23 protein-coding genes are annotated in these 23611 nt (G+C 36.6%); 15 read left to right on the forward strand and 8 right to left on the reverse strand.

Annotated features, from left to right (window positions below):
* The first annotated feature begins 172 nt into the window (after window positions 1–172).
* The 5 genes from RBU59_RS16555 to RBU59_RS16575 all read left to right on the forward strand — a co-directional run bounded on the left by RBU59_RS16555 (window position 173) and on the right by RBU59_RS16575 (window position 4156).
* Window positions 173–901 carry an N-acetylmuramoyl-L-alanine amidase gene (locus tag RBU59_RS16555; RefSeq protein WP_308143614.1) on the forward strand — a complete coding sequence of 243 codons (729 nt, stop codon included), beginning with the start codon at window positions 173–175 and terminating at the stop codon, window positions 899–901.
* A 193-nt stretch (window positions 902–1094) separates the two neighbouring features.
* Entirely contained in the window at window positions 1095–2150 is a 1056-nt protein-coding gene (locus RBU59_RS16560; RefSeq protein ID WP_308143615.1) for an L-threonylcarbamoyladenylate synthase, read from the forward strand.
* 75 nt (window positions 2151–2225) lie between these two features.
* On the forward strand, window positions 2226–2684 hold the full coding sequence (locus RBU59_RS16565) for a low molecular weight protein arginine phosphatase (protein ID WP_308143616.1): 459 nt from the start codon (window positions 2226–2228) through the stop codon (window positions 2682–2684).
* On the forward strand, window positions 2681–3109 hold the full coding sequence (gene rpiB, locus RBU59_RS16570; RefSeq protein WP_308143617.1) for a ribose 5-phosphate isomerase B: 429 nt from the start codon (window positions 2681–2683) through the stop codon (window positions 3107–3109). The genes RBU59_RS16565 and rpiB overlap by 4 nt, the downstream gene beginning before the upstream one ends.
* A gap of 237 nt (window positions 3110–3346) precedes the next feature.
* Complete coding sequence (locus RBU59_RS16575) at window positions 3347–4156, forward strand: YwmB family TATA-box binding protein (RefSeq protein WP_308143618.1); 810 nt, start codon at window positions 3347–3349, stop codon at window positions 4154–4156.
* Between the two features lie 152 nt (window positions 4157–4308).
* On the opposite strand, the gene RBU59_RS16580 is transcribed toward RBU59_RS16575, so the two are convergent.
* Window positions 4309–6066, reverse strand: coding sequence for a hypothetical protein (locus tag RBU59_RS16580; RefSeq protein WP_308143619.1), 1758 nt, complete (start codon window positions 6064–6066; stop codon window positions 4309–4311).
* A 327-nt stretch (window positions 6067–6393) separates the two neighbouring features.
* Between RBU59_RS16580 and RBU59_RS16585 the strand changes: the two genes are divergently transcribed.
* From RBU59_RS16585 to RBU59_RS16595, 3 genes are all read left to right on the forward strand, one after another.
* Entirely contained in the window at window positions 6394–7593 is a 1200-nt protein-coding gene (locus RBU59_RS16585) for a class I SAM-dependent methyltransferase (protein ID WP_308143620.1), read from the forward strand.
* Window positions 7594–7605: 12 nt separating this feature from the next.
* The gene (locus RBU59_RS16590; RefSeq protein ID WP_308143621.1) at window positions 7606–10143 is read left to right on the forward strand and encodes a hypothetical protein; all 2538 of its coding nucleotides are present in this window, start codon (window positions 7606–7608) and stop codon (window positions 10141–10143) included.
* Between the two features lie 82 nt (window positions 10144–10225).
* Complete coding sequence (locus RBU59_RS16595) at window positions 10226–11341, forward strand: aminopeptidase (protein WP_308143622.1); 1116 nt, start codon at window positions 10226–10228, stop codon at window positions 11339–11341.
* An 8-nt stretch (window positions 11342–11349) separates the two neighbouring features.
* Here RBU59_RS16595 and RBU59_RS16600 read toward each other — a convergent pair whose 3' ends face one another.
* On the reverse strand, window positions 11350–11703 hold the full coding sequence (locus tag RBU59_RS16600) for a helix-turn-helix domain-containing protein (RefSeq protein ID WP_308143623.1): 354 nt from the start codon (window positions 11701–11703) through the stop codon (window positions 11350–11352).
* A gap of 253 nt (window positions 11704–11956) precedes the next feature.
* On the opposite strand from RBU59_RS16600, the gene RBU59_RS16605 reads away from it, so the two are divergent.
* On the forward strand, window positions 11957–12973 hold the full coding sequence (locus RBU59_RS16605; RefSeq protein WP_308143624.1) for a glycosyltransferase family 2 protein: 1017 nt from the start codon (window positions 11957–11959) through the stop codon (window positions 12971–12973).
* A gap of 59 nt (window positions 12974–13032) precedes the next feature.
* Here the strand turns inward: RBU59_RS16605 and RBU59_RS16610 are convergent, their stop codons facing one another.
* Window positions 13033–13704: a phosphatase PAP2 family protein gene (locus tag RBU59_RS16610; RefSeq protein WP_308143625.1), complete on the reverse strand. Its 672-nt coding sequence runs from the start codon at window positions 13702–13704 to the stop codon at window positions 13033–13035.
* Window positions 13705–14094: 390 nt separating this feature from the next.
* On the opposite strand from RBU59_RS16610, the gene RBU59_RS16615 reads away from it, so the two are divergent.
* From RBU59_RS16615 to cysK, 4 genes are all read left to right on the forward strand, one after another.
* Complete coding sequence (locus tag RBU59_RS16615; RefSeq protein WP_308143626.1) at window positions 14095–15264, forward strand: phosphopentomutase; 1170 nt, start codon at window positions 14095–14097, stop codon at window positions 15262–15264.
* A gap of 9 nt (window positions 15265–15273) precedes the next feature.
* A complete protein-coding gene (gene dtd / locus RBU59_RS16620; protein ID WP_308143627.1) occupies window positions 15274–15720 on the forward strand; it encodes a D-aminoacyl-tRNA deacylase in 447 nt (148 codons plus the stop codon).
* A gap of 259 nt (window positions 15721–15979) precedes the next feature.
* Window positions 15980–16888: a hypothetical protein gene (locus RBU59_RS16625; RefSeq protein WP_308143628.1), complete on the forward strand. Its 909-nt coding sequence runs from the start codon at window positions 15980–15982 to the stop codon at window positions 16886–16888.
* 408 nt (window positions 16889–17296) lie between these two features.
* Window positions 17297–18229, forward strand: a complete 933-nt coding sequence (cysK, locus tag RBU59_RS16630; RefSeq protein WP_308143629.1) for a cysteine synthase A — start codon at window positions 17297–17299, stop codon at window positions 18227–18229.
* Between the two features lie 109 nt (window positions 18230–18338).
* On the opposite strand, the gene RBU59_RS16635 is transcribed toward cysK, so the two are convergent.
* The 5 genes from RBU59_RS16635 to RBU59_RS16655 all read right to left on the reverse strand — a co-directional run bounded on the left by RBU59_RS16635 (window position 18339) and on the right by RBU59_RS16655 (window position 22610).
* Window positions 18339–19151, reverse strand: a complete 813-nt coding sequence (locus RBU59_RS16635; protein WP_308143630.1) for an ABC transporter permease — start codon at window positions 19149–19151, stop codon at window positions 18339–18341.
* 17 nt (window positions 19152–19168) lie between these two features.
* Window positions 19169–19942, reverse strand: a complete 774-nt coding sequence (locus tag RBU59_RS16640) for an ABC transporter permease (RefSeq protein ID WP_308143631.1) — start codon at window positions 19940–19942, stop codon at window positions 19169–19171.
* The gene (locus RBU59_RS16645) at window positions 19935–20858 is read right to left on the reverse strand and encodes an ABC transporter ATP-binding protein (protein WP_308143632.1); all 924 of its coding nucleotides are present in this window, start codon (window positions 20856–20858) and stop codon (window positions 19935–19937) included. The genes RBU59_RS16640 and RBU59_RS16645 overlap by 8 nt, the downstream gene beginning before the upstream one ends.
* Before the next feature lie 123 nt (window positions 20859–20981).
* Window positions 20982–21899, reverse strand: coding sequence for a sensor histidine kinase (locus tag RBU59_RS16650; RefSeq protein WP_442871714.1), 918 nt, complete (start codon window positions 21897–21899; stop codon window positions 20982–20984).
* Window positions 21900–21908: 9 nt separating this feature from the next.
* Window positions 21909–22610, reverse strand: coding sequence for a response regulator transcription factor (locus RBU59_RS16655; protein WP_308143633.1), 702 nt, complete (start codon window positions 22608–22610; stop codon window positions 21909–21911).
* A gap of 301 nt (window positions 22611–22911) precedes the next feature.
* On the opposite strand from RBU59_RS16655, the gene RBU59_RS16660 reads away from it, so the two are divergent.
* Window positions 22912–23148 carry a helix-turn-helix transcriptional regulator gene (locus tag RBU59_RS16660; RefSeq protein ID WP_308143634.1) on the forward strand — a complete coding sequence of 79 codons (237 nt, stop codon included), beginning with the start codon at window positions 22912–22914 and terminating at the stop codon, window positions 23146–23148.
* Window positions 23135–23521, forward strand: coding sequence for a hypothetical protein (locus RBU59_RS16665; protein ID WP_308143635.1), 387 nt, complete (start codon window positions 23135–23137; stop codon window positions 23519–23521). The genes RBU59_RS16660 and RBU59_RS16665 overlap by 14 nt, the downstream gene beginning before the upstream one ends.
* Window positions 23522–23611 lie beyond the last annotated feature (90 nt).

Here is a 23611-nt window from a genome sequence, read left to right on the forward strand (position 1 = left end):
AGGACGAATTTTCCTGGTATAAGTCGTTAAGAATAGCGGTCTTGTTATTTTTACAGCTCATATTCGAGGCTTTTGGCTCGTTTGATTTTTTGTGAAACTATTTAAGACAAAACTCATAGCTGAGAAATTCCTTTCATAGAATATAGTAAAGCATAGGACCCCGGTATAATATATGAAAAGGAAAGGTTTTAAAAGATATTTCAATATTTTATTTTTAATTATGATTAGTTTATCTGTATTTTTGTTAGCAGAACCGGCTATTCATGTTATGAAACAGGATGGAATTGCCAAATACTCACCGAAGCAAAAAGAGAAAGTTACCATAGTTTTAGATGCGGGACATGGAGGAGTGGACCCCGGTAAGGTAGGAGTCAACGGAGCCTTAGAAAAAGATATTAATTTATCCATAGCCTTAAAGCTAAAGAAACTTCTGGAACAAAATGACATTGAAGTTATTATGACCAGAAGCGATGACAGCGGGCTTTATTCTTCAGGTGATTCCAATAAAAAAGCTGCCGATATGAGAAAACGTGTGGATATTATTAATAACAGCAATGCATTTCTTGCCATAAGTATACATCAGAACAGTTTTACTCAGGAAAGTATAAAAGGTTCTCAGGTATTTTATTATACCAGCTCTGATACGGGCAAAGAGTTTGCCGAAATTATGCAGGAACAGTTAAAGAAAAGTTTGCAGGATGGAAATAAGAGGGTAGCAAAAGCTAACGATAGCTACTATATGTTAAGAAAGACAAAATGCCCTATCGTAATTGTAGAATGTGGATATTTATCCAATTATGGGGAGGCTGCTTTGTTAACAGACGAAAAGTATCAGGATAAAATGGCTTGGGCAATTCATCTGGGGTTAATTTCCTACCTAAATAAGCTGCTCGACAAATAATGATAGCATAATCAAAATTATAGTGTTATAATGTGCGTAAATGTGCAGTTATAAATTATATTTAACTGCCTTAAAAATCTTACAGCGGATTCGCTGCCCGGATTAAACAAGGACATTTCAATAACCAATGTTTATATGGGGTAGTAAATATGCCAACAGATGATCTATACAACGGAAGCTGGATTGAATAAGAATGAAAACACAGATAGTAACAATAGACAGTAATAATTTTAATACAACGGAATTAAAAGAAGCAGCAGAGATTCTTCGCAAAGGAGGACTGGTAGCTTTTCCAACGGAAACGGTTTATGGTTTAGGGGCGGACGGATTAAATACAGAAGCATCCGGTAAGATTTATGCTGCCAAGGGAAGACCGTCGGATAATCCTTTAATCATTCATATCGCTGATTTTAATGCTTTAAATGAATTAACTGCCGATTGTCCGGAGAATGGAAGAAAACTGGCTGAGGCCTTTTGGCCGGGCCCCCTTACTTTAATCTTTAATAAGAGCAGCAAGGTGCCGTATAGTACAACCGGAGGCCTGGATACGGTAGCTATTCGAATGCCGTCCCATCCAATAGCATATGAACTGATACGAAAGTCCGGTATTTATATAGCTGCTCCCAGTGCTAATGTTTCAGGAAGACCCAGCCCGACAAAAGCGGAACATGTTATAGAGGATATGAACGGAATTATTGATATGATTATTAACGGTGGTAAAGTAGATATTGGATTAGAATCAACGATCGTTGACGTAACCGCTGAGATACCTACGATATTAAGACCTGGTTATATTACGGAAGAAATGATTAAGCAGGTGGTAGGTGAAGTAGAATATGACAAGGCTGTTCTGTCCCGGGTGCAGGACGCTGGAGTGAAACCGAAAGCACCGGGTATGAAATATAAACATTATGCTCCCAAAGGAGATCTTACCATATACGAAGGAAATATAAAGAGCGTTATAGATGCCATTAATCAATCAGCTGAAGAAAAACTTAAAGCTGGGTTTAAGGTAGGTATCATAGCAACGGATGAAACTTTCTCATACTATCAAAAAGGGTCAGTCAAAACCATAGGGACCAGAAAAGATGAAAGTACCATTGCAAGAGGTTTATTTGAAATTTTAAGGGATTTTGATTCAGAAGGAGCTGATTATATATTTACAGAAAGTTTTTCTAATAATAGATTAGGACAAGCTATTATGAATCGATTGCTAAAGGCAGCAGGATATCATATAGAAAAAGTTTAACTTGGAAGAATTTATATAGCAGCTTATTTACGGATAATTCGGCTTCCGAATTGTATATCCAGAAAAGAGGTTTATATGATAAAATATGAAAAAATCATATTTGTATGTACCGGTAATACTTGCAGAAGTCCAATGGCAGAAACAATATATAAAAGCCTGGAAACCAACAGTGATATAAAGGTGATGTCCAGGGGACTGGTAGTTTTATTTTCCGAGCCATCCAACCCCAAGGCAGATACTGTACTGAAAAGCCATAATCTGCAACTGGAGGGGCATATATCCAAAGGATTAAAAAATTCTGATATTGATGAGAATACCCTTATTTTAACTATGACGGACAAACAAAAAAAGAGTATTATAGATAATTTTGAGAATACGGACAATGTGTATACCATAAAAGAATTTGTAGGAGAAAACGGTGATGTAACCGATCCTTACGGTGGTACTTTGATTGATTATGAAGAATGTTATGTTGAACTGGCACGCTTAGTGAAAAAAACCGTATACAAACTTAACGAGGAGGAAACAGTATGATAGCAATCGGCAGTGATCATGGCGGCTTTGAACTGAAAAAGGAAGTAATGGAGCATTTAAAGGAAAGAAATATAGAATTCAAGGATTTTGGAACTTACTCAAAAGAATCCTGTGATTATCCTGTATATGCTAAAAAAGTTGCGGAAGCAGTTTTAAGTAAAGAATGTGAACTAGGGATCTTAATTTGCGGTACAGGAATTGGAATTTCCATAGCCGCTAATAAAATAAAAGGAATAAGAGCAGCACTCTGCCATGACTGTTTTAGCGCAGAAGCAACAAAATCCCACAATGATGCTAATATATTAGCAATGGGTGCAAGGGTAGTCGGACCTGGGTTGGCACTTAAAATAGTAGATACCTTTTTAGATACGCCGTTTTCCAATGATGAAAGGCACATAAGAAGAATTAATTTAATCGAGGATTAACTTATATTGACAATTACTTATATTAATAAACGCGCATGCGGACCGACACACTCGCAAAGCGCGTTTTTTCTTATATAGGTAAGTTCTCCGGGTGCGTTAACACTCCATTTGTATAAACTTTTAAATTAAGGATAGAATACTGGAAAAGATTTATTTTTGTTACTCAGTAATCAGAACTCGATTTAGATTTGAACGGTACTAGGCAATGCAGTGACCGTTAATTTGGAGGTTACCAAAATGAATGCGGCAAATAGTCTATCAAAGCAGTTGAAGCAATTGTTATTTGAGAAAAAGACAAAATTAACAATATATGTTATTGGAATATTATGGATTGCAGTTATTATGCAGGTTGCAGTTAATACAATGCTGCGGCCGCAAAGTAATATCCTTGAAGCTTTTGTCAGTACGAATTCAGAAGTTTCATCTTTTGAGTTGGAAATGGCAGCAGATTATGGAACAGGTTATTTAAGTGAAGCAGACAAAAAGGAACTTATTTTATATGTTGCTAATCAAATTGGACTTAATGTGGAGAAAGAAATAAATGTAAATAAAAACGGTGATGATAGTGAAGTATATACCGAGAAAATAGGTAAAAACGCTGAAACGTTAATTAAAATTGTAAGTATAAAAAAAGAAAATTCTTCCGGGTCAGATGAGATGAATCATTATCTTATGGTTAATCTTAAATTATATAAAAATATGGATAATTTATTAAAATATCGTGATTTATTAAAAGAAGTATTCAAAGATTTGAATACTAAAGAGGTTCAAACAACGATGCAGTTATCCAGTAACTATAAAGGTAAGTTAAGTCTGGATACTATGAATAAGATTGCGGATAATATGATTCAGAATCTGGAAGGAAAGGTTGCTTATGAAAACAGGAAAGAGAATTTATTTACTATTTACGCATATAGCGGCCTGCTAGATGAATATGTAACTTCAATGGGTACAAAGATAAACATTCATGTAGCTATGAATTATGATGAAGCAATGGATACCACTCATGTATATTTAGGAACACCGGTCATAAACGGAGGTTATTAAATATTTATTAAGATAATATCATGAAGTATTATAAGAATACTCCCCTTTGTAAACTACTATAAAGGGGAGTAACTTTTTAACATAAGAGCCGGAAGATAAGGATATCTTGATATTCATATAAGCAGACTGGCTTTTGATATAAGATATCGATTCTAGAACCAGCGTCTTCTTCCTCTGTAACGTCTGCGGCGGTTCAAAATTTCATTAAATAATAATACTTCAATTAGATCTCTTAGCCATCTTGGACGGCGGTCTCTATGATCCCTACGATCACGACGCCAGTCTACATCATATTGGTTGGATTTAACCGACTTTTCTTTATTATCGTAATCAGATTTTACAGAAGAGATGCTTTCAGCACTTATTTCGTTTTCATCTTCCATGTATTGGAATTTGGTATAAATTCTGTCAACAATTCTTCCTAAATAAACTTTATCAGGATATTCGTCAAACATACAGCTGCCATCATACTCTAATTTGTCGCATTCATCTTCAATTTCCCTAAGTAACTTCTTAGCGGTAACCGGATACATTTGTTTCATATAATCCCAGTCTTTATCACCATCTTCACAGTTGTCATATCCATATAAAGGCATCATAGGAACACCCATAGGTACGCGGTATGGGTTCATATCTGCCATATACATTCCGTTGTTCCCATATACAGGAAAAGCGGAATAATCGTAATCTGTATTACCGTTTCCAACGTAGTTATTATAGGATTCCTGATAGCGTGGTTTGTTATAGACATTTGACTGAAAAGCCATATTTTGACTGGTTGCGCCGGGAGTAGATGGAATAGCCGGAGCAGTAGTTCCAGGCTGTGAACCTGGGGTCGTTATATTTGGCATTGATGGCATTCCTGGTGTAGTGGTTCTTGGAGGAGTAGTCATGCCTGGAGTAGTGGGAGCGGTACCAGGCATACCAGGAGTCATACCCGGAGTAGTGGTTCTTGGAGGAGTAGTCATACCTGGAGTAGTGGGAGCGGTACCAGGCATACCAGGAGTCATACCCGGAGTAGTGGTTCTTGGAGGAGTAGTCATACCTGGAGTAGTGGGAGCGGTACCAGGCATACCAGGAGTCATACCCGGAGTAGTGGTTCTTGGAGGAGTAGTCATACCTGGAGTAGTGGGAGCGGTACCAGGCATACCAGGAGTCATACCCGGAGTAGTAGTTCTTGGAGGAGTAGTCATACCGGGAGCAGGGGGAGCGGTTCTAGGCATACCCGGAGAGGTACTTGGAGTAGTCGGAGTGGTACCAGGCATACCAGGGGTCATACCTGGAGTGGTGGTTCTGGGAGTACCAGGTGTTGCGGGAGGGGTCATACCCGGAGTGGTAGTTCTTGGAGGAGTGGTCATGCCAGGAGTAGTGGGAGCGGTACCGGGCATACCAGGGGTCATACCCGGAGTAGTAGTTCTTGGAGGAGTAGTCATGCCAGGAGTAGTGGGAGTGGTTCTAGGCATACCCGGAGTGATACTTGGAGTAGTCGGAGCGCTACCAGGCATACCGGGAGTCATACCCGGAGTAGTTCTTGGCATGCCCGGAGTTGTTGAACCTGGCATTGTAGGAGGCTGAGGACCAGGCATAGCAGGTGTAGTAGAGTTACCATTACCATTGGAGGGAGTTGTGCCTGGTACCATGGTATCCGGTATCATTGGACTGGTAGTCCTAGGTTGAGTCTGCATAGTGGAGTATTCTGGAAAAGGTTGTATCGTATTACCAGCCATGTCCGAGTAATATGGATTAGCTAACGGTTTATAATAATATCCAGTTGAATTATTTGGCAATACAGTTGTATAATTTGGTATACCTTTTCTTGATGCAGCCTTCATACTGCCTTTGAAGCTGATATTCGATTCTTGATCATTTGGGTTATTAAAGGGTGAATATTCGGGCAAGGAATATTTCATTAGATCCTCCTTAAAGTTCAATATCATTTTATTTACCAATATATGCGATGTAAGGTGAACCGTGCATAAATTAAGATTAGGAAGTTTTTAAAAATAGTAGGAATATTTTAACTAGTATGATAAAATACTTAATGGAGAATTGCAGTGCCAAAACGCTGCCTCCTCGTTTTGTGTGCATCGCGAAGTCTGTTATTGTTCACGGAACTGCTGCTTTTTGCAGGAGAGTGAACCAGTAAATTCTTAAGAAATAATTGATTGATTTTTAAGAATTCTTTCTCATATCTGAGTTAACATTGTGTTACAATTTAAATGAAGGGTAAATATTGAATGGATCAGAATATACTCGAAATAATCAGCAATAATTTAGATATAGATTTTATAGATATGATACTTAGTAATCCGCCGGCAGGCTCGGAAATTAATAAAATTAAGATCCGCCCGGTGTTACTGAAAGAGAAATTCATATTTCAGGTTTCTGAATTTAAAAATAAGCAGGTCTTCCATAGTAACTATACTAAGGATGAGCTGCTTAGCCGGTTGTCAGAATGGTTAGATAACTATATGAAGCAGGTTCTTTTGAGAAGACAAACCAAACAGTTAACCATATTGATCAGTAAAAAAGGTAAAGCTACCATAAAAACTAAGATCTTTGATAAAAAAGATACGATAACTGAACTAACACCTGACTTAAGCCATAACCGGGAGAAAGTCTATATCCTGAAAGAGGGCAGTCCGGTTCCTTTTCTTATAGACTTAGGGGTAATGACTGACGAGGGTAATATAATTAAGGCAAAATATGATAAGTTTAAGCAAATCAACCGTTTTTTGGAGTTTGTGGAGGATATAATACCTCATTTGGATACGACGAGAGAACTAACGATTATCGATTTCGGGTGCGGTAAATCATATCTGACCTTTGCCATGTATTATTATTTAAAACAATTAAAAGGTTATCCCATAAAAGTAATCGGGCTGGATTTAAAAAAGCAGGTGATTAACGATTGCAATAAACTGGCATCCCGTTACGGTTACGACAAATTAACTTTTATTGAGGGTGATATAGCTTCTTACGAGGGTGTGGATAAGGTTGATATGGTAGTTACTCTTCATGCCTGCGATACTGCTACGGATTATGCCTTATATAAAGCTGTTTTATGGAATGCAGATGTAATTTTATCCGTACCCTGCTGTCAGCATGAATTAAACTCTCAGATGGATAATGATATGTTAAAACCTGTATTTCGTTATGGATTGATTAAAGAGCGTATTGCATCATTGACAACGGATGCCTTAAGAGCTGAACTTTTAGAGATTATCGGGTATAAAACACAAATACTAGAATTTATTGATATGGAACATACGCCAAAGAATATTCTTATTCGTGCCGTAAAAAAGCAAGTGAGCAATGCTAAAAATTCGATAGTAGATGAGAAGCTAAATTCTTATGAAGAATTAAGAAAGTTTTTGGGAGTTCAGCCGACTTTATATAAGCTGTTATCTGATCATTTTATACCACGAAAGCAGTAAGGAAGTGAAACTATGTTAAAATTATTATACAGAATTATTATTTTATTGGCTGTCTTTGCTGCCTCTCTATTTTATTTCGGGCGGGATATTAAAGAAGAGGTGTATGATATACAGAAAACCATTGAAATGGGTGAAACCTCTTTTCCTATACTTACTATAAGATTAGATAAGAATGAAATAAACCTGCTGCATGGCTATAGTAATAACCTGAGTGCCAATTTGGTCAGAGATTCTATTACTCCCTTAGATGCAGTACAAAGCTTTGATGTAGTAATTGATGGGAAAGAAAATGATGTAAAACGTGTTATTTATGAATTACGTTCCGTATCAGATAATAATTTATTAGAGACGGACACGATAAATGCTTTAGAAAAAGAAGAAAATAAAAAGACAGCCAGGATAAAATTCAAATCAGAATTAAAAGAGGAAACTGAATATGCAGTCAAGATCACTCTGGTCACCAGTGAAAGCAGAAAAATGAATTATTACACCAGAGTAAAATTAGAGCCGTCCTCCCACTATCAGGAAAAGATGGATTTTGTAACGGATTTTCATAATGCTATTATGGATAAAAAAAAGGCAGAGAATATAGCAATGTATCTGGAACCCGATGGGGATGCGGATAATACATCATTAGCCTATGTTAATATACATTCCGGTTTTGATTTAATACATTGGGGAGATCTAAAGCCAAAGGTAATGGGAGATGTTATACCCACAATTAATGAAATTAATGATGACACCGCTTCTATTATGTTAAAATATATGGTTTCGGCAAAAACGGAATCCGGTGATGAGTTATATTATGTGAAAGAATTTTATCGTGTACGTTATACAACTTCAAGGATGTATCTTTTAGATTATGAACGAACCATGGAGTCCGTATTTGATATTAAATTAACCAGTTTAGTTAAAAGTCAATTAAAACTTGGCATCACCAATCAAAAAGATACGAATCTAGTAACCAGTACCGATAATAATAAACTTTCTTTTGTCAGCCAAAGAGAATTATGGTATTACAATTTAGCTGAGAACCAGGCAGTTAAAGTATTTTCTTTCCGGCAAAAGAATACAGATTATGTCAGGGATATTTACGATGAACACGATGTTAAAATTCTGAATATGGATGAGGACGGTAACATTGACTTTTGTGTATATGGCTACATGAACCGGGGTGTTTATGAAGGCCGGGTAGGTATTGTTTTATATAAATATTACAGCGGGGAAAACCGTATAGAAGAATTAGTTTATATACCAATGAATGTTACTTACCAGATGTTAAAAGAAGAACTGGATAGTTTTAGTTATGTAAATCAACTGGATGTTTATTATTTTGCTCTTAACCATAAAATTTACTCTTATAATCTGATCACAAAAGCTTTAACAGTGATAGCCTCCAATATAAGCAGCGAGGACTATGTTGTTAATAAGAACGATCATTTTATTGCATGGCAGAATAACAGTAATCCAAAGGAAGCCACTGAAATTATAATTTTGGATTTAGAAAGCGGTACAAAACAAAAGATTACGGCACCTACCGGTGATAATATAAATTTACTAGGTAAAATAGATAATAATTTTATCTACGGTTATGTTAAGCATAATAGCATTTCCGAACAAATAGACGGAAGCTTATTGGTCCCCATGTATAAAATAGATATTGCTGATTCTAAGTCTCAGATTCTTAAAGAATATTCCAAGGACGGTTTTTATGTATCGGATATAACGGTAAAAGACAATGTGATAACCTTAAAACGAGTAAAGAAAAAAGGAGCTAATAAATTTGAGCCCTGTGAAGCGGATAATATTTTAAATACTGTAACCGATAAAGAGGAAACAATCGGGTTAACCGCAAGAGCAATGCAGAAAACAATGACGGAATATTATATTTCAATGCCATCCGGTTTTAAAATGGAGAAAAAACCAAAGTCCTACAGTACGATTAACACAATTATTAATGAGGATACAACCCTTAGGTTAGAGGATTCGGAAATCATAGTCGAACCCTACACAGTTTATGCGTTTGGGGGTATAGCCGGAATATATGAACAAGCGGGGGATGCGATTAATCAGGCATATAATACCTCGGGTGTTGTATTGAATAAAAACCAGCAGAAGGTATGGGAAAGGGGTGTAAGAAGCAGTATAAAAGCTTTAAACAATATTACGCCTGTCTATACGTCAGGCGGTGTCGACAGTATTAAAGCATGTGTTCAGATGCTTCTTAATTACCGAAGCGGCGGTTTTAATTCAGGGAATATCAAATCAGGTACGGTTAATGAAATGCTGAACCAGAATATTGGCAATTCTGTATTAAATTTAACAGGGTGCAGTCTGGATGAAGTACTTTATTATATTGATAAGAATATTCCGGTCATAGGCATGAAAGATCAGGATAATGCCGTATTGATTGTGGGTTATGATACCTATAATATAACAGTGATTGATCCGAATCTTCACCAGTCCAAAAAGATTGGACTAAATGACGGAACAGCAATGTTTGAACAGGCCGGAAATTTGTTTTTCAGTTATTTAGCAGATAATAAATAAGTTATTATTTATATTCAAATAAATTTTAGTAACCAGTTTGACTGGTTATACAACATTCTAATTTAGAAAGGGAGATTGTAACATGGATGAAAGAATAAAAGTTTTAGCTCATAATTTAGTGAATTACTCCATGAGTGTAAAAAAGGGAGAAAAAGTTTATATCCATTATGTTGGTAATTCTACAAAAGAATTGGCTGGACAAATTATTAAAGAAGTATATTTGGCCGGCGGGCTGCCATTTCCTCATTTTACCGATCAGACGATTCAAAGAGAAATGCTCTTAAATTGTACGAAAGAGCAATTAAGCCTTATGGCAGAAGTAGACGCGAAAGAAATGGCTCAGATGGATTGCTTTGTGGGTGTCCGTGGCACAGATAATGCATCTGAATTAGCGGATGTTCCTGCAGAGAATATGGAGTTATATGAAAAATACTATAACACTCCGGTTCATCATGATATTCGTGTAAGTAAAACCAAATGGGTTGTATTACGTTATCCAAATTACGCAATGGCACAATTAGCGAATACCAGCCTTGAGAGCTTTCAGGATTTTTATTTTAATGTGTGCAACCTGGATTATTCTAAGATGGGAAAAGCTATGGAAAGTCTGGTAGCATATATGGATAAAACAGATAGGGTTAAAATTGTGGGGCCTGGAACCGACCTTACTTTTTCCATCAAAGGAATTCCGATTATTCCTTGCGCCGGTGAGTGTAATATTCCTGACGGTGAAGTATATACTGCCCCGGTTAAAGAGTCCATTAACGGCACCCTTTCATATAATACACCGGCTGTATTCCAGGGCTTTACTTATGAGAATATTAAATTGACCTTTAAAGACGGTAAAATTATTGATGCAACTGCGAATGATACGGAGAGAATTAATAAAGTATTTGATACGGATGAAGGTGCAAGATATATTGGTGAATTTGCCATAGGAGTTAATCCATATGTATTAACTCCTATGAAAGATACCTTATTTGATGAAAAAATCATGGGATCTTTCCACTTTACTCCGGGCAATTGTTACGACATAGCTCCAAATGGCAATAAATCAGCAATTCACTGGGATTTAGTATGTATCCAGACTCCTGAATTCGGCGGTGGTGAGATTTATTTCGATGATGTTTTAATACGAAAAGACGGACGTTTTGTTATCCCTGAATTAGAATGTTTAAATCCGGAAAACTTAAAATAAATATGTGGTTAACTTGTTTTTTTGAATAGTACTTTATCAGTGCTTATATCCCTGTCAAGGATAAGAGTCTTAATTATAAGCAGGCATTGTTCCTTATCCTGAGCAGAAAGGGAATCGAATAAACGGTCAAATTGTACCTTGGGGGATTCAGGATTCTCTGATTTAATAATATGACCTACTAACCTGTCAATGGAAATTTCAAAATAGTCAGCTATCTTTACAAGAGTATCAATGTTAGGGGAGGAGATATCTTTTTCATAACTGCTTATCATCTGCTGTGTTATGCCAAGGGTACTCCCTAACTTACTCTGGCTGATTTTATGTTCTTTTCTCAATTTTTCTAAATTTAGACCGAATGACATATATAACCTCCGGAAATTATTTGTAATATTTCTTAGTAAAAATGCTAAGAATTAACTTAGTATATTACTATGCTTGGTATTCCTCATCCGCTTTTATTATATCATTGGGTATATGGCAAAACAATGAAATATTTCTTACATTTACCTTACTAAAAGTTAATATTTCTTAATTTATCGGAATACTGTTTTATGTTTAAATTTTATGTTTTATAATTAGGTATGGATTTTATAATCATTAGGAGGAAGATATAAAATGAAACTATTAAGTGTGGCAATACCCTGTTATAATTCAGCTGCCTATATGAAACACGCCATCCAAACATTATTAACCGGTGGTAATGACGTAGAGATTATTATCGTTGATGATGGATCAGTGGATGACACTGCAAAAATAGCAGATGAGTTTGCCGCCAAATATCCTGAAATAATCAGAGCAATTCACCAGGAAAACGGAGGACATGGAGAAGCAGTTAATACCGGACTTCTAAATGCGAAAGGTTTATACTTTAAGGTGGTTGACAGTGATGATTGGGTAAATGAAGCTGCTCTTAGAAAGGTGCTTGATAAATTAAGGGAATTAGTTCAAGACGGGCAAAGTCTGGACCTTATGCTGGCAAACTATGTTTATGAAAAGCCAAGTATCAATAAACATAAAATAATGGATTATAAAACAGCTCTGCCACAGGACCGACTCTTTACCTGGAATGATATTATGTTTTTTAAACAGAGCCAGCAAATTATAATGCATGCAGCAATTTACCGTACAAAATTATTAAAAGATTGTGGATTGAAATTACCGAAACACACCTTTTATGTGGATAATATCTTCGTGTATCATCCCCTGCCCTATGTAAAAACCATGTATTATATGGATGTTAATCTGTACCGTTACTTTATAGGCCGTGAAGACCAGTCAGTAAATGAAAAAAATATGATAAAACGTATTGACCAACAGATTTATATTACGAAAATAATGATTGATGATACGGACGTTATGTTAATTAAAAATAAAAAATTGCGGAATTATATGATCAAATATCTGTGTATGATGATGACGGTTTCTTCCGTTTTTCTAATAAAAGAAAATACAGAGGAAAGTCTGGCTAAAAAACAGGAACTTTGGGATTATTTAGAGAATGCGAATAAAAAACTGTTTGTAAAGATTTATAACAGGTTCTTAGGCAGATCCATGAATCTGCCTGGTAAAGCAGGTCGTAAAATAGTTGAAGTCGGATATAAAATTTCGAGAAAAATATATGGTTTCAGTTAGTTAACTGAAACCATATATTTTAATCTTTTTATATTATTCAATCATATATAATGTTAATATTAATACTGTGCATATACTTTCTTTTCTTTGGTTTTCGCTGCCTGCTTATAGTCACTCCAGCCATAAACCAAATAATACATTACTATACTTAATGCAATGGCAGCAATTGCGTCAAAAGCAGAATGCTGTTTTAAGAACATGGTTGAGAGAGATATTAAAACGGTTAGAATTGTAGAACCTATTCTTAACCATTTATATTTTTTTAATTGTTCACATCGAAGTATAGCTATGTTAGCACCAATCGAGTTAAATACATGAATACTGGGACATACATTCGTTGAGGTATCTGTAGCATAAAGTGCTTTAACAACCCGAATAAATATATTATCCCTACCGATAGTGGATAAATCCGGTCTTAAGTTTTGACCATTCGGCCAAATTGTATAAATAATAAGACAAATGGTCATTCCTATAAATAAAAAGGCTGTGACTTTATAAAAATCTTCTTTTGACTTTAAGAAAAAATAAGCCACAGTTGAAAATATAAAGAAAAACCATAAATAATACGGTATTACAAACCATTCATTAAAGGGAATATAATCGTCCAACCATATATGAACGGGTGTATAATTGGTTGTTACTTTCTTTTCAAGTAAAAAAAACCATATTATATAAATAAAGAAATACGATAATATCCAACCGTGTTTATATTTTTGAATTAGATCTTTCAACTAAATCAACCTTTCTGGAATTTTGCGTTAAGCATATCCATAGACAGTATAGTTAATATAGTACAAATATATTATTGTTACTCATTCGCGATTATAGCACAAAGCGCTTCGTATCACAATATCTATTAAAGAATATTCAAATAAATTAAGGAAAATGTAAGAAATGTGAAGCCAGGTCATAACAAATGCGGCTATTCTTCAGGATTTATGCCCATAAGGCATGGGCGTTAGTGTGAAAAAAGAATTTTAAGATGCCGAATAAACGGCATCAGAACAAGAACAGTGAAAGAAAATATAAATCAGGAAAGGATGCCACATAATAATCTTTCACTATACTTTTATTGTGGCGGTACCGTTGATCCCATCTTCGGTATGTTAGGGTGACATGTTATGAAAAGAGTTTTTCTAATTGTTTTAGACAGTTTTGGTGTTGGTGAAATGCCGGATGCTGCTGATTTTGGTGATACCGGAAGTAATACATTAAAAGCCGTGTCAGGCAGTAAGGCTTTTCATGTACCGAACTTAGCTGAATTAGGTTTATTTCATTTGGACGGAGTGGATGTGAAAGAACAAAGGGCCGAGAAAGTTTTAGGAGCTTATGCAAGAATGGCGGAAGCCTCTAAGGGTAAGGATACCACGATCGGACACTGGGAAATAGCCGGTGTTATTTCTAAAAATCCTATGCCAACTTTCCCTAATGGGTTTCCGGATGCGCTGCTTCAGGAATTTTCAAAGCGTACCGGCAGAGGTATAATCTGTAACAGGCCATATTCCGGGACCGAGGTAATTAAAGATTACGGGGAAGAACATATGAGGACCGGAGATCTGATTGTATATACTTCTGCGGATAGTGTATTTCAAATAGCAGCCCACGAAAAAGTCGTACCGATACAGGAATTATACCGTTATTGTGAAATAGCCAGAAGTTTATGTCAAAATGACTGGGGGGTTGGCAGAATTATTGCCAGGCCGTTTGAAGGAGAAGCCCCTGATTTTAAGAGAACTTCCAGGAGGCATGATTACTCCCTTACACCACCTGAAGCCACCATGCTGGATGAAATAAAAGAAAAAAATCTGGATGTACTGGCTGTGGGTAAGATAAATGACATATTTGCCGGTCAGGGTATTACGGATATGGTCAGAACGGCAAACAATGCAGAGGGTATAGAGCGTACTTTGGAATATATGAAAAAAGACTTTGAGGGTTTATGTTTTACAAATCTGGTTGATTTTGATATGGTTTACGGACACCGGAACGATGTTGAGGGATATGCGGCTGCATTAACTTATTTTGATACCAAACTGCCGGATATCATGGCAGGACTAAGGGAAGAAGATATTTTATTAATAACTGCGGATCATGGTTGTGATCCAAGCACAGAATCCACGGATCATTCCAGGGAATATATCCCCTGTTTAATTTATGGTGCTCCTGTAAAACAGGGTATAAATTTAGGAACCAGAAGTACGTTTGCCGATATAGCCGCTACTGTACTGGACTATTTAGATATTAAGGGAAACATTGCCGGCACTTCTTTTTGGAGTGAAATTGCAAAATAAGGAGTTATTATGAGAATTGTAATACAAAGGGTAAAACAGGCCTTAGTAACTGTAGACGGAACCTGTATCGGCAGAATCGGTAAGGGATTATTATTACTGATCGGTATCGGCAGGGAAGATACAAAAGAGGTAATTGATAAATATATTGATAAACTGTTAAAGCTTAGAATTTTTGCTGATGAACAGGGTAAAACGAATTTATCTCTCAGTGACATACAGGGAGAAGTGCTGGCTGTATCCCAGTTCACCTTGTATGCTGATTGTAAAAAAGGTAACAGGCCTAATTTTTTACAGGCTGCCGACCCGTTAAAGGCTGAGGAGTTATATTTATATTTTCTTAAAAGCTGCAAAGAAAAATTAGGTAAAGTGGAAGCCGGTGAATTTGGAGCAGATATGCAGGTGGATTTAATAAATGACGGGCCTTTTACAATTGTGTTGGATGAAACCGCTTTTTAATCTACATTTACTTAAGAATAGATTAGATTCGCCCTTATTATGATAATAGAATTTGGCTATTACAGATAGGATAATACAAAATATAGGATTGAATAAGTGATTTTTAGTAAAAATCCGTTGCATTTCATCAAAAAAGGTGTGATGTTGCCGTCGAACGATTTCCCCCGTTTTCGTTTGTAACCGGTTTGTATTTAAGGTATAATTAATTGCTGTAAAAAATTGGATAAGGCAAATATCTTATATAAATCGGAGGATTGTCATGAAAGGGAATAATTTAATCCATAATTGGATTATCCTGTTTGTATTAGGTCTAAGTATGTGCAGCCTTTGCATCTTTTATGCGACAACGGTGGAGGCAGATACGAATTTAAATAAAACCAATGTAATCAACTATATTTTTTCGGAAGAAAACCCGGATGATTTTAATATTAAATTAATTTCTAATGCAAAAGACGAGGATATAATTGATCATGCCAAGCAAGATATCGGTTACCCTTTGGAGACTTATATTGAACATAATTATAAAACTTTGAATATTGGCGGAGTTGAGGCTTTTCATTTAGAGGATTTTAATAATGGACTGGTTAATCTGGCTATTGACTACTCTTTGACCAAGGAGAAAGATAGGGAGTCATCAGAGAGTGCCAAAGCGGGTATTTATGATCTGGGCAGTATACCTTTCTTTTATACCGGGGAAAATCCCTATTGGCGTATTGTAAATCATAACGGATCCTGGGGTATTGGTATACCTGACATAGGAATACCGGATAAAATTCTTGAATTAATTCCTGAAAATTTAACTGGTTTTAGTGGTTATAATATGGTGAATTCTATTAATCAAGATGCAGTAAAAGGAACTGTTGTTATCGGAAAATTTTCACCTCATACCGGAGAAATTACGGAGATAAAATTAAGCAGCTTAGGATTACCGCAGAAAATAAATCAGGAACTCTGTGCAAACGGTGAAAAAGAAAGTACTTTAGAAATTAAAACGAATTATTATTTTAGTGTACCGTTGGGAATAAATGAGAAAACCAGTAATGAAATGAGAATTCCCACTATGGCGGCCAACTTGCAGTTCCTTACCAATCATCCGCAGATTCAGGGTAAAATTACGGTAACAATAAATATAAAAGTAATACATGATACGGAAAACAATATACCTTGAAATAACAACAGGAATTATAGAGATAAAAATAACCACTATAAAATGATAAGAATTCGGGCTGTTGCAAAATTAATTAACTTAACGTGCCTGAGACCGTAACACAATTCATATTCGGTCCCGGGCAAGATAGGTAGAATTTTGCGGCAGTCTCTTTTAGTTAATATCCTGAATAAAAAAATAAATTAAATAATACAATAATCACAGTATTAAAACGGAACTTATATAAATTCGTTACAGCTTAGTCATTGGCTCAAATAATCTCAATCTTAAATTCATACTAATCATATATGAAATATAAAAATAATCATTGACAATTAATTAGTACTGTGATAGATTATATATAAACCAAACGAATTTAATGAATTCATTATATATTTCTAATAATAAAAAATAAAGGAGAATCATAATATGGCAAAAATAGCAAAGAGTTTAACAGAATTAATCGGAAGAACCCCTCTCTTGGAATTATCAAATTATGAAAAAGCAAATGATGTGGCTGCTAAAATTGTGGCTAAATTAGAATATTTTAATCCAGCAGGAAGTGTGAAAGACAGGATTGCAAAAGCAATGGTTGATGATGCAGAGGCAAAGGGCATCTTAAAACCAGGTGCAACCATTATTGAGCCTACCAGTGGTAATACCGGTATCGGTCTTGCCTCCGTAGCAGCGGCAAGAGGGTATAAGATCATCTTAACCATGCCGGAAACAATGAGCATTGAACGTAGAAATCTATTAAAAGCTTATGGTGCCGAATTAGTTCTTACCGAAGGTGCTAAAGGTATGAACGGTGCCATTGCCAAAGCGGAAGAATTAGCGAAAGAAACACCGAATTCCTTTATTCCGGGACAGTTTATCAATGGAGCTAACCCGGAAGTTCATAGAAATACCACCGGACCTGAAATTTGGGAAGACACCGACGGTAAGGTAGATTTCTTTGTAGCCGGCATTGGAACAGGTGGTACAATAACAGGTGTTGGTGAATACTTAAAGAGTAAAAATCCTGATGTGAAAATTATTGCTGTTGAGCCGAGTGCTTCTCCTGTTTTATCAAAGGGTACTCCGGGACCGCACAAGATTCAGGGTATTGGTGCAGGATTTGTACCGAAAGTTCTTAATACAGAGATTTATGATGAAATTATAACAGTTGATAATGAAGATGCTTTTGCAACCGGTAAAGCAATCGCTAAAAACGAGGGATTATTAGTGGGTATTTCTTCCGGAGCAGCAACCTGGGCAGCTACACAACTTGCCAAACGACCTGAGAATGCCGGAAAAACTATTGTAGTATTACTTCCGGATACGGGAGAAAGATATTTATCAACTCCGTTATTCGCTGAATAATAAACACATCATCAGAAAGAAAGCTCCCCGAAATGCACATCGGGGAGCTTTCTTAACAATTTGGATAAGGTTTTTCTCTAAAATCACTATCCTTTTCCAGCGTTTGTAATCATCGGCCTTTCTGCCCCGCACGGAGGAACAACCCTGCTGTTTTGGCTTTTTTACGTTGAAAGGCTGCCTGTGGCGGTTTTATAAGCATCACTATGACGATTGAAAATAAAAGCATGGCGGTCAAAGATAAAATGGCCAAATCAAGACTCCCAGGTTCTGAAGTATTCATGAATGTTCCCGTGTCAAATCCCATAACAGTCAGTCCAGATAGGACCGGGTATAGGCTGCGCACTGTGGCATCTTTGATGAACATGGCGCAATAGCCAAATAGAAACGCTACGATAACGCCACCCATATAAATCCCCGGTTTCCTGCTTGTAAAAGCAACAATGGGCAGAATGGCAAGGTATGTGAAAGCCGCTGTTCCTAACATCTGAAAAAGCCCAGTGAACAGAACAGTAGTATTAAGCCCGGCAATACCGGAAAACAATCCGACGATCAGTGTTACTGCATAACTGTATAATCCAAACAGCACACTTAAGATTCCTATCGTCAGCAGTTTCCCGAACAGCAGGCGCCTAAAGCTTACCGGAACAGGAAAAATAATTTTAAGCGTGTTATCTGTGTATTCCCGATTGATAAGATATCCGCCTATCAATGTAAAAATAACAGGCATAAAAATCGTTGCACTATTCCATATGGTACTGCTAAAGAGAGAGGAAAATTCAAAAGTTCCTGCCGCAGCTTCCGGGGTCGCAACTGCCTGTGTGAATACAGATAAGATGGCGGGAAATATCATACCGATTAGGCCAATGAGTAGAATATGAAATCTCTTTAATTTTAAGAATTCGGTTTTTATAATACGAAGCATAAAAGATACCCCCTTTCTCAAATTTCCCTACGCTGGTAGATACGTATCATCAAAAAAAGACAAACGGCCGCTTCCATTAAGAGCACCCCAAAGCATATAGGTGCCGACACAAAATATTGGCTGAAACGGTTGTAAAACTTGGTTTGTAATTCACCGGCAGGTGTATAAAACTGGTACAACCATCGAAAAATCATAGGAACAGGCATAAGCGTTCCCGTATTTAGGCCAAAAGGCTGCATCATAACCGCATCACTGAAATGCATGACATAATTCAACAGTGTGTAAAAGAACACGATAATCACAGAGAGGATGTAGCTTTTATTAAACCATACAACCAGTACTACACAGGGAAGAGCTGCCGCCCACATAAGCACCCCTGTTGAAGCGGTGAGCGAAAGTTGAATTCCCAAATTATTCAAAGGAATATTCTGAAAAGCAGCAATTACTGTACTGATTACAAATCCCGTTAATTGGAATACAATTGAAAAAATCAACAAAACCAGCAGCTTTACAAAAACCAACTGATTTTTTGATACCGGTATACTCAGTAGATTTTTTAAAGTGTCATTATCCTGCTCTACAAAAAATAGATTTGCCGCTAAAATAATTAGCAAGGGCATCAACAGTAAAAAGGCGTTATCCTCTCTAACTCCGGATTGGATACTTGCAAAATTAGAATCCGATAGTAATACGGCATTAATAAGCGGAAAAATGATAGCTGCCAATAATCCGAACAGAAATATCTTCTTTCGTTTAAATTTCTTAAATTCATAGAGAAGCAGGTTACGCAATACCCTCACCTCCGGTTATACGCTTAAAGTATTTTTCTAAAGTATCTTCACAGGTGTGCGCTTCGGATACTTCCAATCCGTTTTCAATAAAAGCACGGTTAAGAGCAGCCACGGAAAGTTTGTTATCATATAAACGAAGGCTATGATCATTTTCCACCGTAAAACTTTTGGCTCTAAAATTTCTCTCCATAATTCTGGCTGCCTGTGCTGTGTCGGAGACGATGAAATGAATGTATTTGCCGTTCTTTACTTCCAGCTCGGCAAGACTTTCTTCTTCCAACAGTATGCCGTGATCGATAATACCGATATTATCAACCAAAAGCGCTATTTCCGAAAGAATGTGGCTGGAAATCAGAATCGTTTTTCCTCTTGTGTCGCACAAATCCCGGATAAATGAGCGCACTTCAGCGATACCGATGGGGTCTAGACCATTAATTGGTTCATCTAGAATTAATAGTTCCGGATCATGCATGATAGCTAGGGCAATCGCTAAACGCTGCTTCATACCAAGGGAGTATTGGGAGAATAGCTTCTTATCGCCATAGGGAAGCCCTACAACTTCTAATGCATCTTTGACTGCGGTAGACTTGGATACACCTCTGAGCTGCGCAAATATTTTCAGGTTTTCTGTGCCTGTCAGGTTTGGATAAAACCCCGGGGCTTCAATCAAACTGCCAATGCGGGGCAGAATTTTCTTTTCGTTTCCCTGAATGCTTTTGCCAAAGATCTGGACTTCTCCGGAAGTGGGTCGTGTCAGATTTAACAGCATTTTCATGGTGGTGGTTTTTCCTGCGCCGTTCCTGCCGAGCAAGCCATAAATACGCCCTTTTTCGATATGTATATTCAGATTAGCAACACTTTTCTGCTCACCATATTGTTTGGTGAGATTTTTGGTTTCAATGATAAAATCACTCAAATAAAGAACCTCCTTTTCTTAATGGGATCAGTTTATCATGCCAATCTTGCATTAACCTTGCCGCATCCTTGCATTAACCTTGCAATTAAAAAAAACGATCCCTTCCGTTAGCCAGGGATTCGCTCAAGCATCAAAAGGAAAGAAAACAGTGAAAATGGTATATTGGTTCTGCTCACTTTGTACCGTGATTCGACCATTCATTTTTTCCACCATCTGACGGACAATTGCAAGACCTAATCCGCTTCCCTTGTCCGAACGCCCTTTATCACATTTGTACAGTCTTTCAAAAATATGCTGTAAATCGTATTTATCAATTCCGATTCCATTATCCGATATGCGGATTTCAATTTCATAGTTCTGTTTTACCATTTTAATTTTGATCTGTGTAGCCTGACTATGATTTATAACATTTTGAACTAAGTTATTGATAATGCGGGCATATCCATCCAAATCCACTTTTGTAAACAATGGTTTTTCCGGAAGCTCAATTTCATAATTCAGATTTTTTTCCTCAAAAATAGGAATCCAGTCTTTGAGGATATTGCGAGTCAGTTCCGCAAGCTCCGTCTGCTCTATGGATAAAGAGAATTCACTGGAGTTAAGCTTAAACCAATCAAATAACACATTGATATATTCTTTTAGATTATATGCTTTTCGTCTCGCTATTTCTAAGTAATCCTCGCGCATTTTTCCGGTAACAATCCCTCTGTGTACAGCATCCAGGTAACCCAGCAGAGTTGTAAGCGGCGTTCTCACATCATGGGAAAGGCTGGTCATAAGCTGACGATTCGTTTCATCCGCTGCCCGCAGTTTAGAAAGCTGTTCTTCATAAGCATATACGATTTCATTCATTTTATATGAAAGCTCTGCGGTCAGTTCATTGTCTGCTGCGAGGATTTTTCGATTGCCGTTTCCGGCCTGAATATCACTCAAAGCCTCAGTCATATCGCTAAGCTGCCGTTTTACACTCATTAGCTTTATACAGCACATAATACTAAACAAGAGGGCAAAGCAAAATAATATGCCCAAAATCACATCCAGAAGCATAGTCTATACCTCCTTGTTAAAGCGATATCCAATTCCTTTTACTGTTTGGATATACAACGGTGCTCCGGGGTCAGGTTCAATCTTTTTACGAAGTCTGCTGATGATAGCCATAATATTGCTGTCATCATAGACATAAGGCTCACCCCAGACTTCTTCATAAATTTGCTGCTTGGTTAAAATTCTACCCTGATTTTTAACGCAAAAGAGCAGCAAATCAAATTCTTTTGGCGGCAATACAAAGGTACCGTTTTGCGTGGTCACACTTCGGCTGTCTAAGTCTATGGTCAGCCCTTTGTAAACAAGAGGCTGTGAATAATAAGCAGGTGAACTAAAGCGTGTGTATCTGCGTATTAAAGAAATGATTCGGGCAACCAGTTCTTCCATATCAAATGGTTTCGTTAAATAGTCATCTGCACCGGACCGCAGTCCCTGTACTTTTGACATGCTGTCATTTTTAGAAGTGAGCATCAGAATGGGTATGCTGCTTTTCGCTCTTATTTTCTCCATGGTCTTAAAACCGTCCATTCCCGGCATCATCACATCTAAAAGAACAAGCTGGTAATCGTTTTTTTCAAGCAAAGCAAGTCCATCTGTACCGGAGTAGCAGCAATCAGAATTTATTTGCTCTTTCAACAGACTTTGTTTAATTAAAGCGCATAATTCTTTGTCATCGTCAATAACTAAAATATTGTATGTCAAGTTCATCCTCCTTTTTTATTTTCTATTTAGGCATTTCGGCCTCTGGGCAAGATTCAGCTCTGAAATTGTTTTACTGCATCCATTTTGATATAATTAAGCATTTGCATTCTGCCATTTTGCATCTATGACTTTTAGTGTAAACGTCGATGCAAATAAAATCAAGAGAATAAATTTTAACTTTATCAGCAGCTCAGTATTAAATTACTGTTAAATTCTTACTTCTTAGACTTGACAAAATATCATAAACGGTTTAATATGAAATAAAGTTCACGTGAAGTTTATTTCACTATTTTCTGGAGGTGACAGTTTGAAGAAAGAAATACCTGTATTACTATCCAATAAAATTAGAGAGTATCGAATCGAAAAGAAATTAACACAACAGCAGCTAGCGGATTTGGTGGAAGTATCGTCAAGAACAATTATTTCTCTTGAAAAAGGTCAGTACAATCCATCAGTATTACTTGCTTATAATTTAGCACAGATATTCGACTTAACAATTGAAAATTTATTTAATTTTGAGGAGGTAGACCATGAGAAAGAGTAAAAAATGTTTTGCTTTGATTGTAATTGGTGTCGGAATAATTATGTTAATTTTAAGTTTAATAAAAGCATTCCCAACAGAGTTTTTTATCGCCATAGGAGCTATGTTTATAGGGTGGGGAATTGTCAGCTTTGCTATTGAACATTTCGTCCATAAAGTTGCGCGAGCGAAAATCATGGACGATGATGAAAGAAATATCCTTATTAATGGAAAAGCCTATACAATAACTTCAGAATTCTCAAATTTAGGTATAGCGGCACTGGGACTTTATCTTTATCTAAAACATGATATGACAGGTTTCACTTTAGCAATTATATTGTTTTTGTTGCTCCAATTTGTTTTTGTAATCGCTTTTAGATATTTTGATGTGCATTAAAAGAAAGTAATATTCAAAAAAAGCAAAATCAGCGATTTTGATGTAGAAAGCAAAGTCTCTGTTTTTGCTTTTTTTAAACGGAATAGCATC

It is taken from the genome of Anaerocolumna sp. MB42-C2, assembly GCF_030913705.1.
Classification (GTDB): domain Bacteria; phylum Bacillota; class Clostridia; order Lachnospirales; family Lachnospiraceae; genus Anaerocolumna.

Bases quoted from the DNA above. Each gene is read 5' to 3' on its own strand.
- RBU59_RS16555 (WP_308143614.1), top strand. From the start codon at position 173: ATGAAAAGGAAAGGTTTTAAAAGATATTTCAATATTTTATTTTTAATT.
- RBU59_RS16560 (WP_308143615.1), top strand. From the start codon at position 1,095: ATGAAAACACAGATAGTAACAATAGACAGTAATAATTTTAATACAACG.
- RBU59_RS16565 (WP_308143616.1), top strand. From the start codon at position 2,226: ATGATAAAATATGAAAAAATCATATTTGTATGTACCGGTAATACTTGC.
- rpiB (WP_308143617.1), top strand. From the start codon at position 2,681: ATGATAGCAATCGGCAGTGATCATGGCGGCTTTGAACTGAAAAAGGAA.
- RBU59_RS16575 (WP_308143618.1), top strand. From the start codon at position 3,347: ATGAATGCGGCAAATAGTCTATCAAAGCAGTTGAAGCAATTGTTATTT.
- RBU59_RS16580 (WP_308143619.1), bottom strand. From the start codon at position 6,066: ATGAAATATTCCTTGCCCGAATATTCACCCTTTAATAACCCAAATGAT.
- RBU59_RS16585 (WP_308143620.1), top strand. From the start codon at position 6,394: ATGGATCAGAATATACTCGAAATAATCAGCAATAATTTAGATATAGAT.
- RBU59_RS16590 (WP_308143621.1), top strand. From the start codon at position 7,606: ATGTTAAAATTATTATACAGAATTATTATTTTATTGGCTGTCTTTGCT.
- RBU59_RS16595 (WP_308143622.1), top strand. From the start codon at position 10,226: ATGGATGAAAGAATAAAAGTTTTAGCTCATAATTTAGTGAATTACTCC.
- RBU59_RS16600 (WP_308143623.1), bottom strand. From the start codon at position 11,703: ATGTCATTCGGTCTAAATTTAGAAAAATTGAGAAAAGAACATAAAATC.
- RBU59_RS16605 (WP_308143624.1), top strand. From the start codon at position 11,957: ATGAAACTATTAAGTGTGGCAATACCCTGTTATAATTCAGCTGCCTAT.
- RBU59_RS16615 (WP_308143626.1), top strand. From the start codon at position 14,095: ATGAAAAGAGTTTTTCTAATTGTTTTAGACAGTTTTGGTGTTGGTGAA.
- dtd (WP_308143627.1), top strand. From the start codon at position 15,274: ATGAGAATTGTAATACAAAGGGTAAAACAGGCCTTAGTAACTGTAGAC.
- RBU59_RS16625 (WP_308143628.1), top strand. From the start codon at position 15,980: ATGAAAGGGAATAATTTAATCCATAATTGGATTATCCTGTTTGTATTA.
- cysK (WP_308143629.1), top strand. From the start codon at position 17,297: ATGGCAAAAATAGCAAAGAGTTTAACAGAATTAATCGGAAGAACCCCT.
- RBU59_RS16635 (WP_308143630.1), bottom strand. From the start codon at position 19,151: ATGCTTCGTATTATAAAAACCGAATTCTTAAAATTAAAGAGATTTCAT.
- RBU59_RS16655 (WP_308143633.1), bottom strand. From the start codon at position 22,610: ATGAACTTGACATACAATATTTTAGTTATTGACGATGACAAAGAATTA.
- RBU59_RS16665 (WP_308143635.1), top strand. From the start codon at position 23,135: ATGAGAAAGAGTAAAAAATGTTTTGCTTTGATTGTAATTGGTGTCGGA.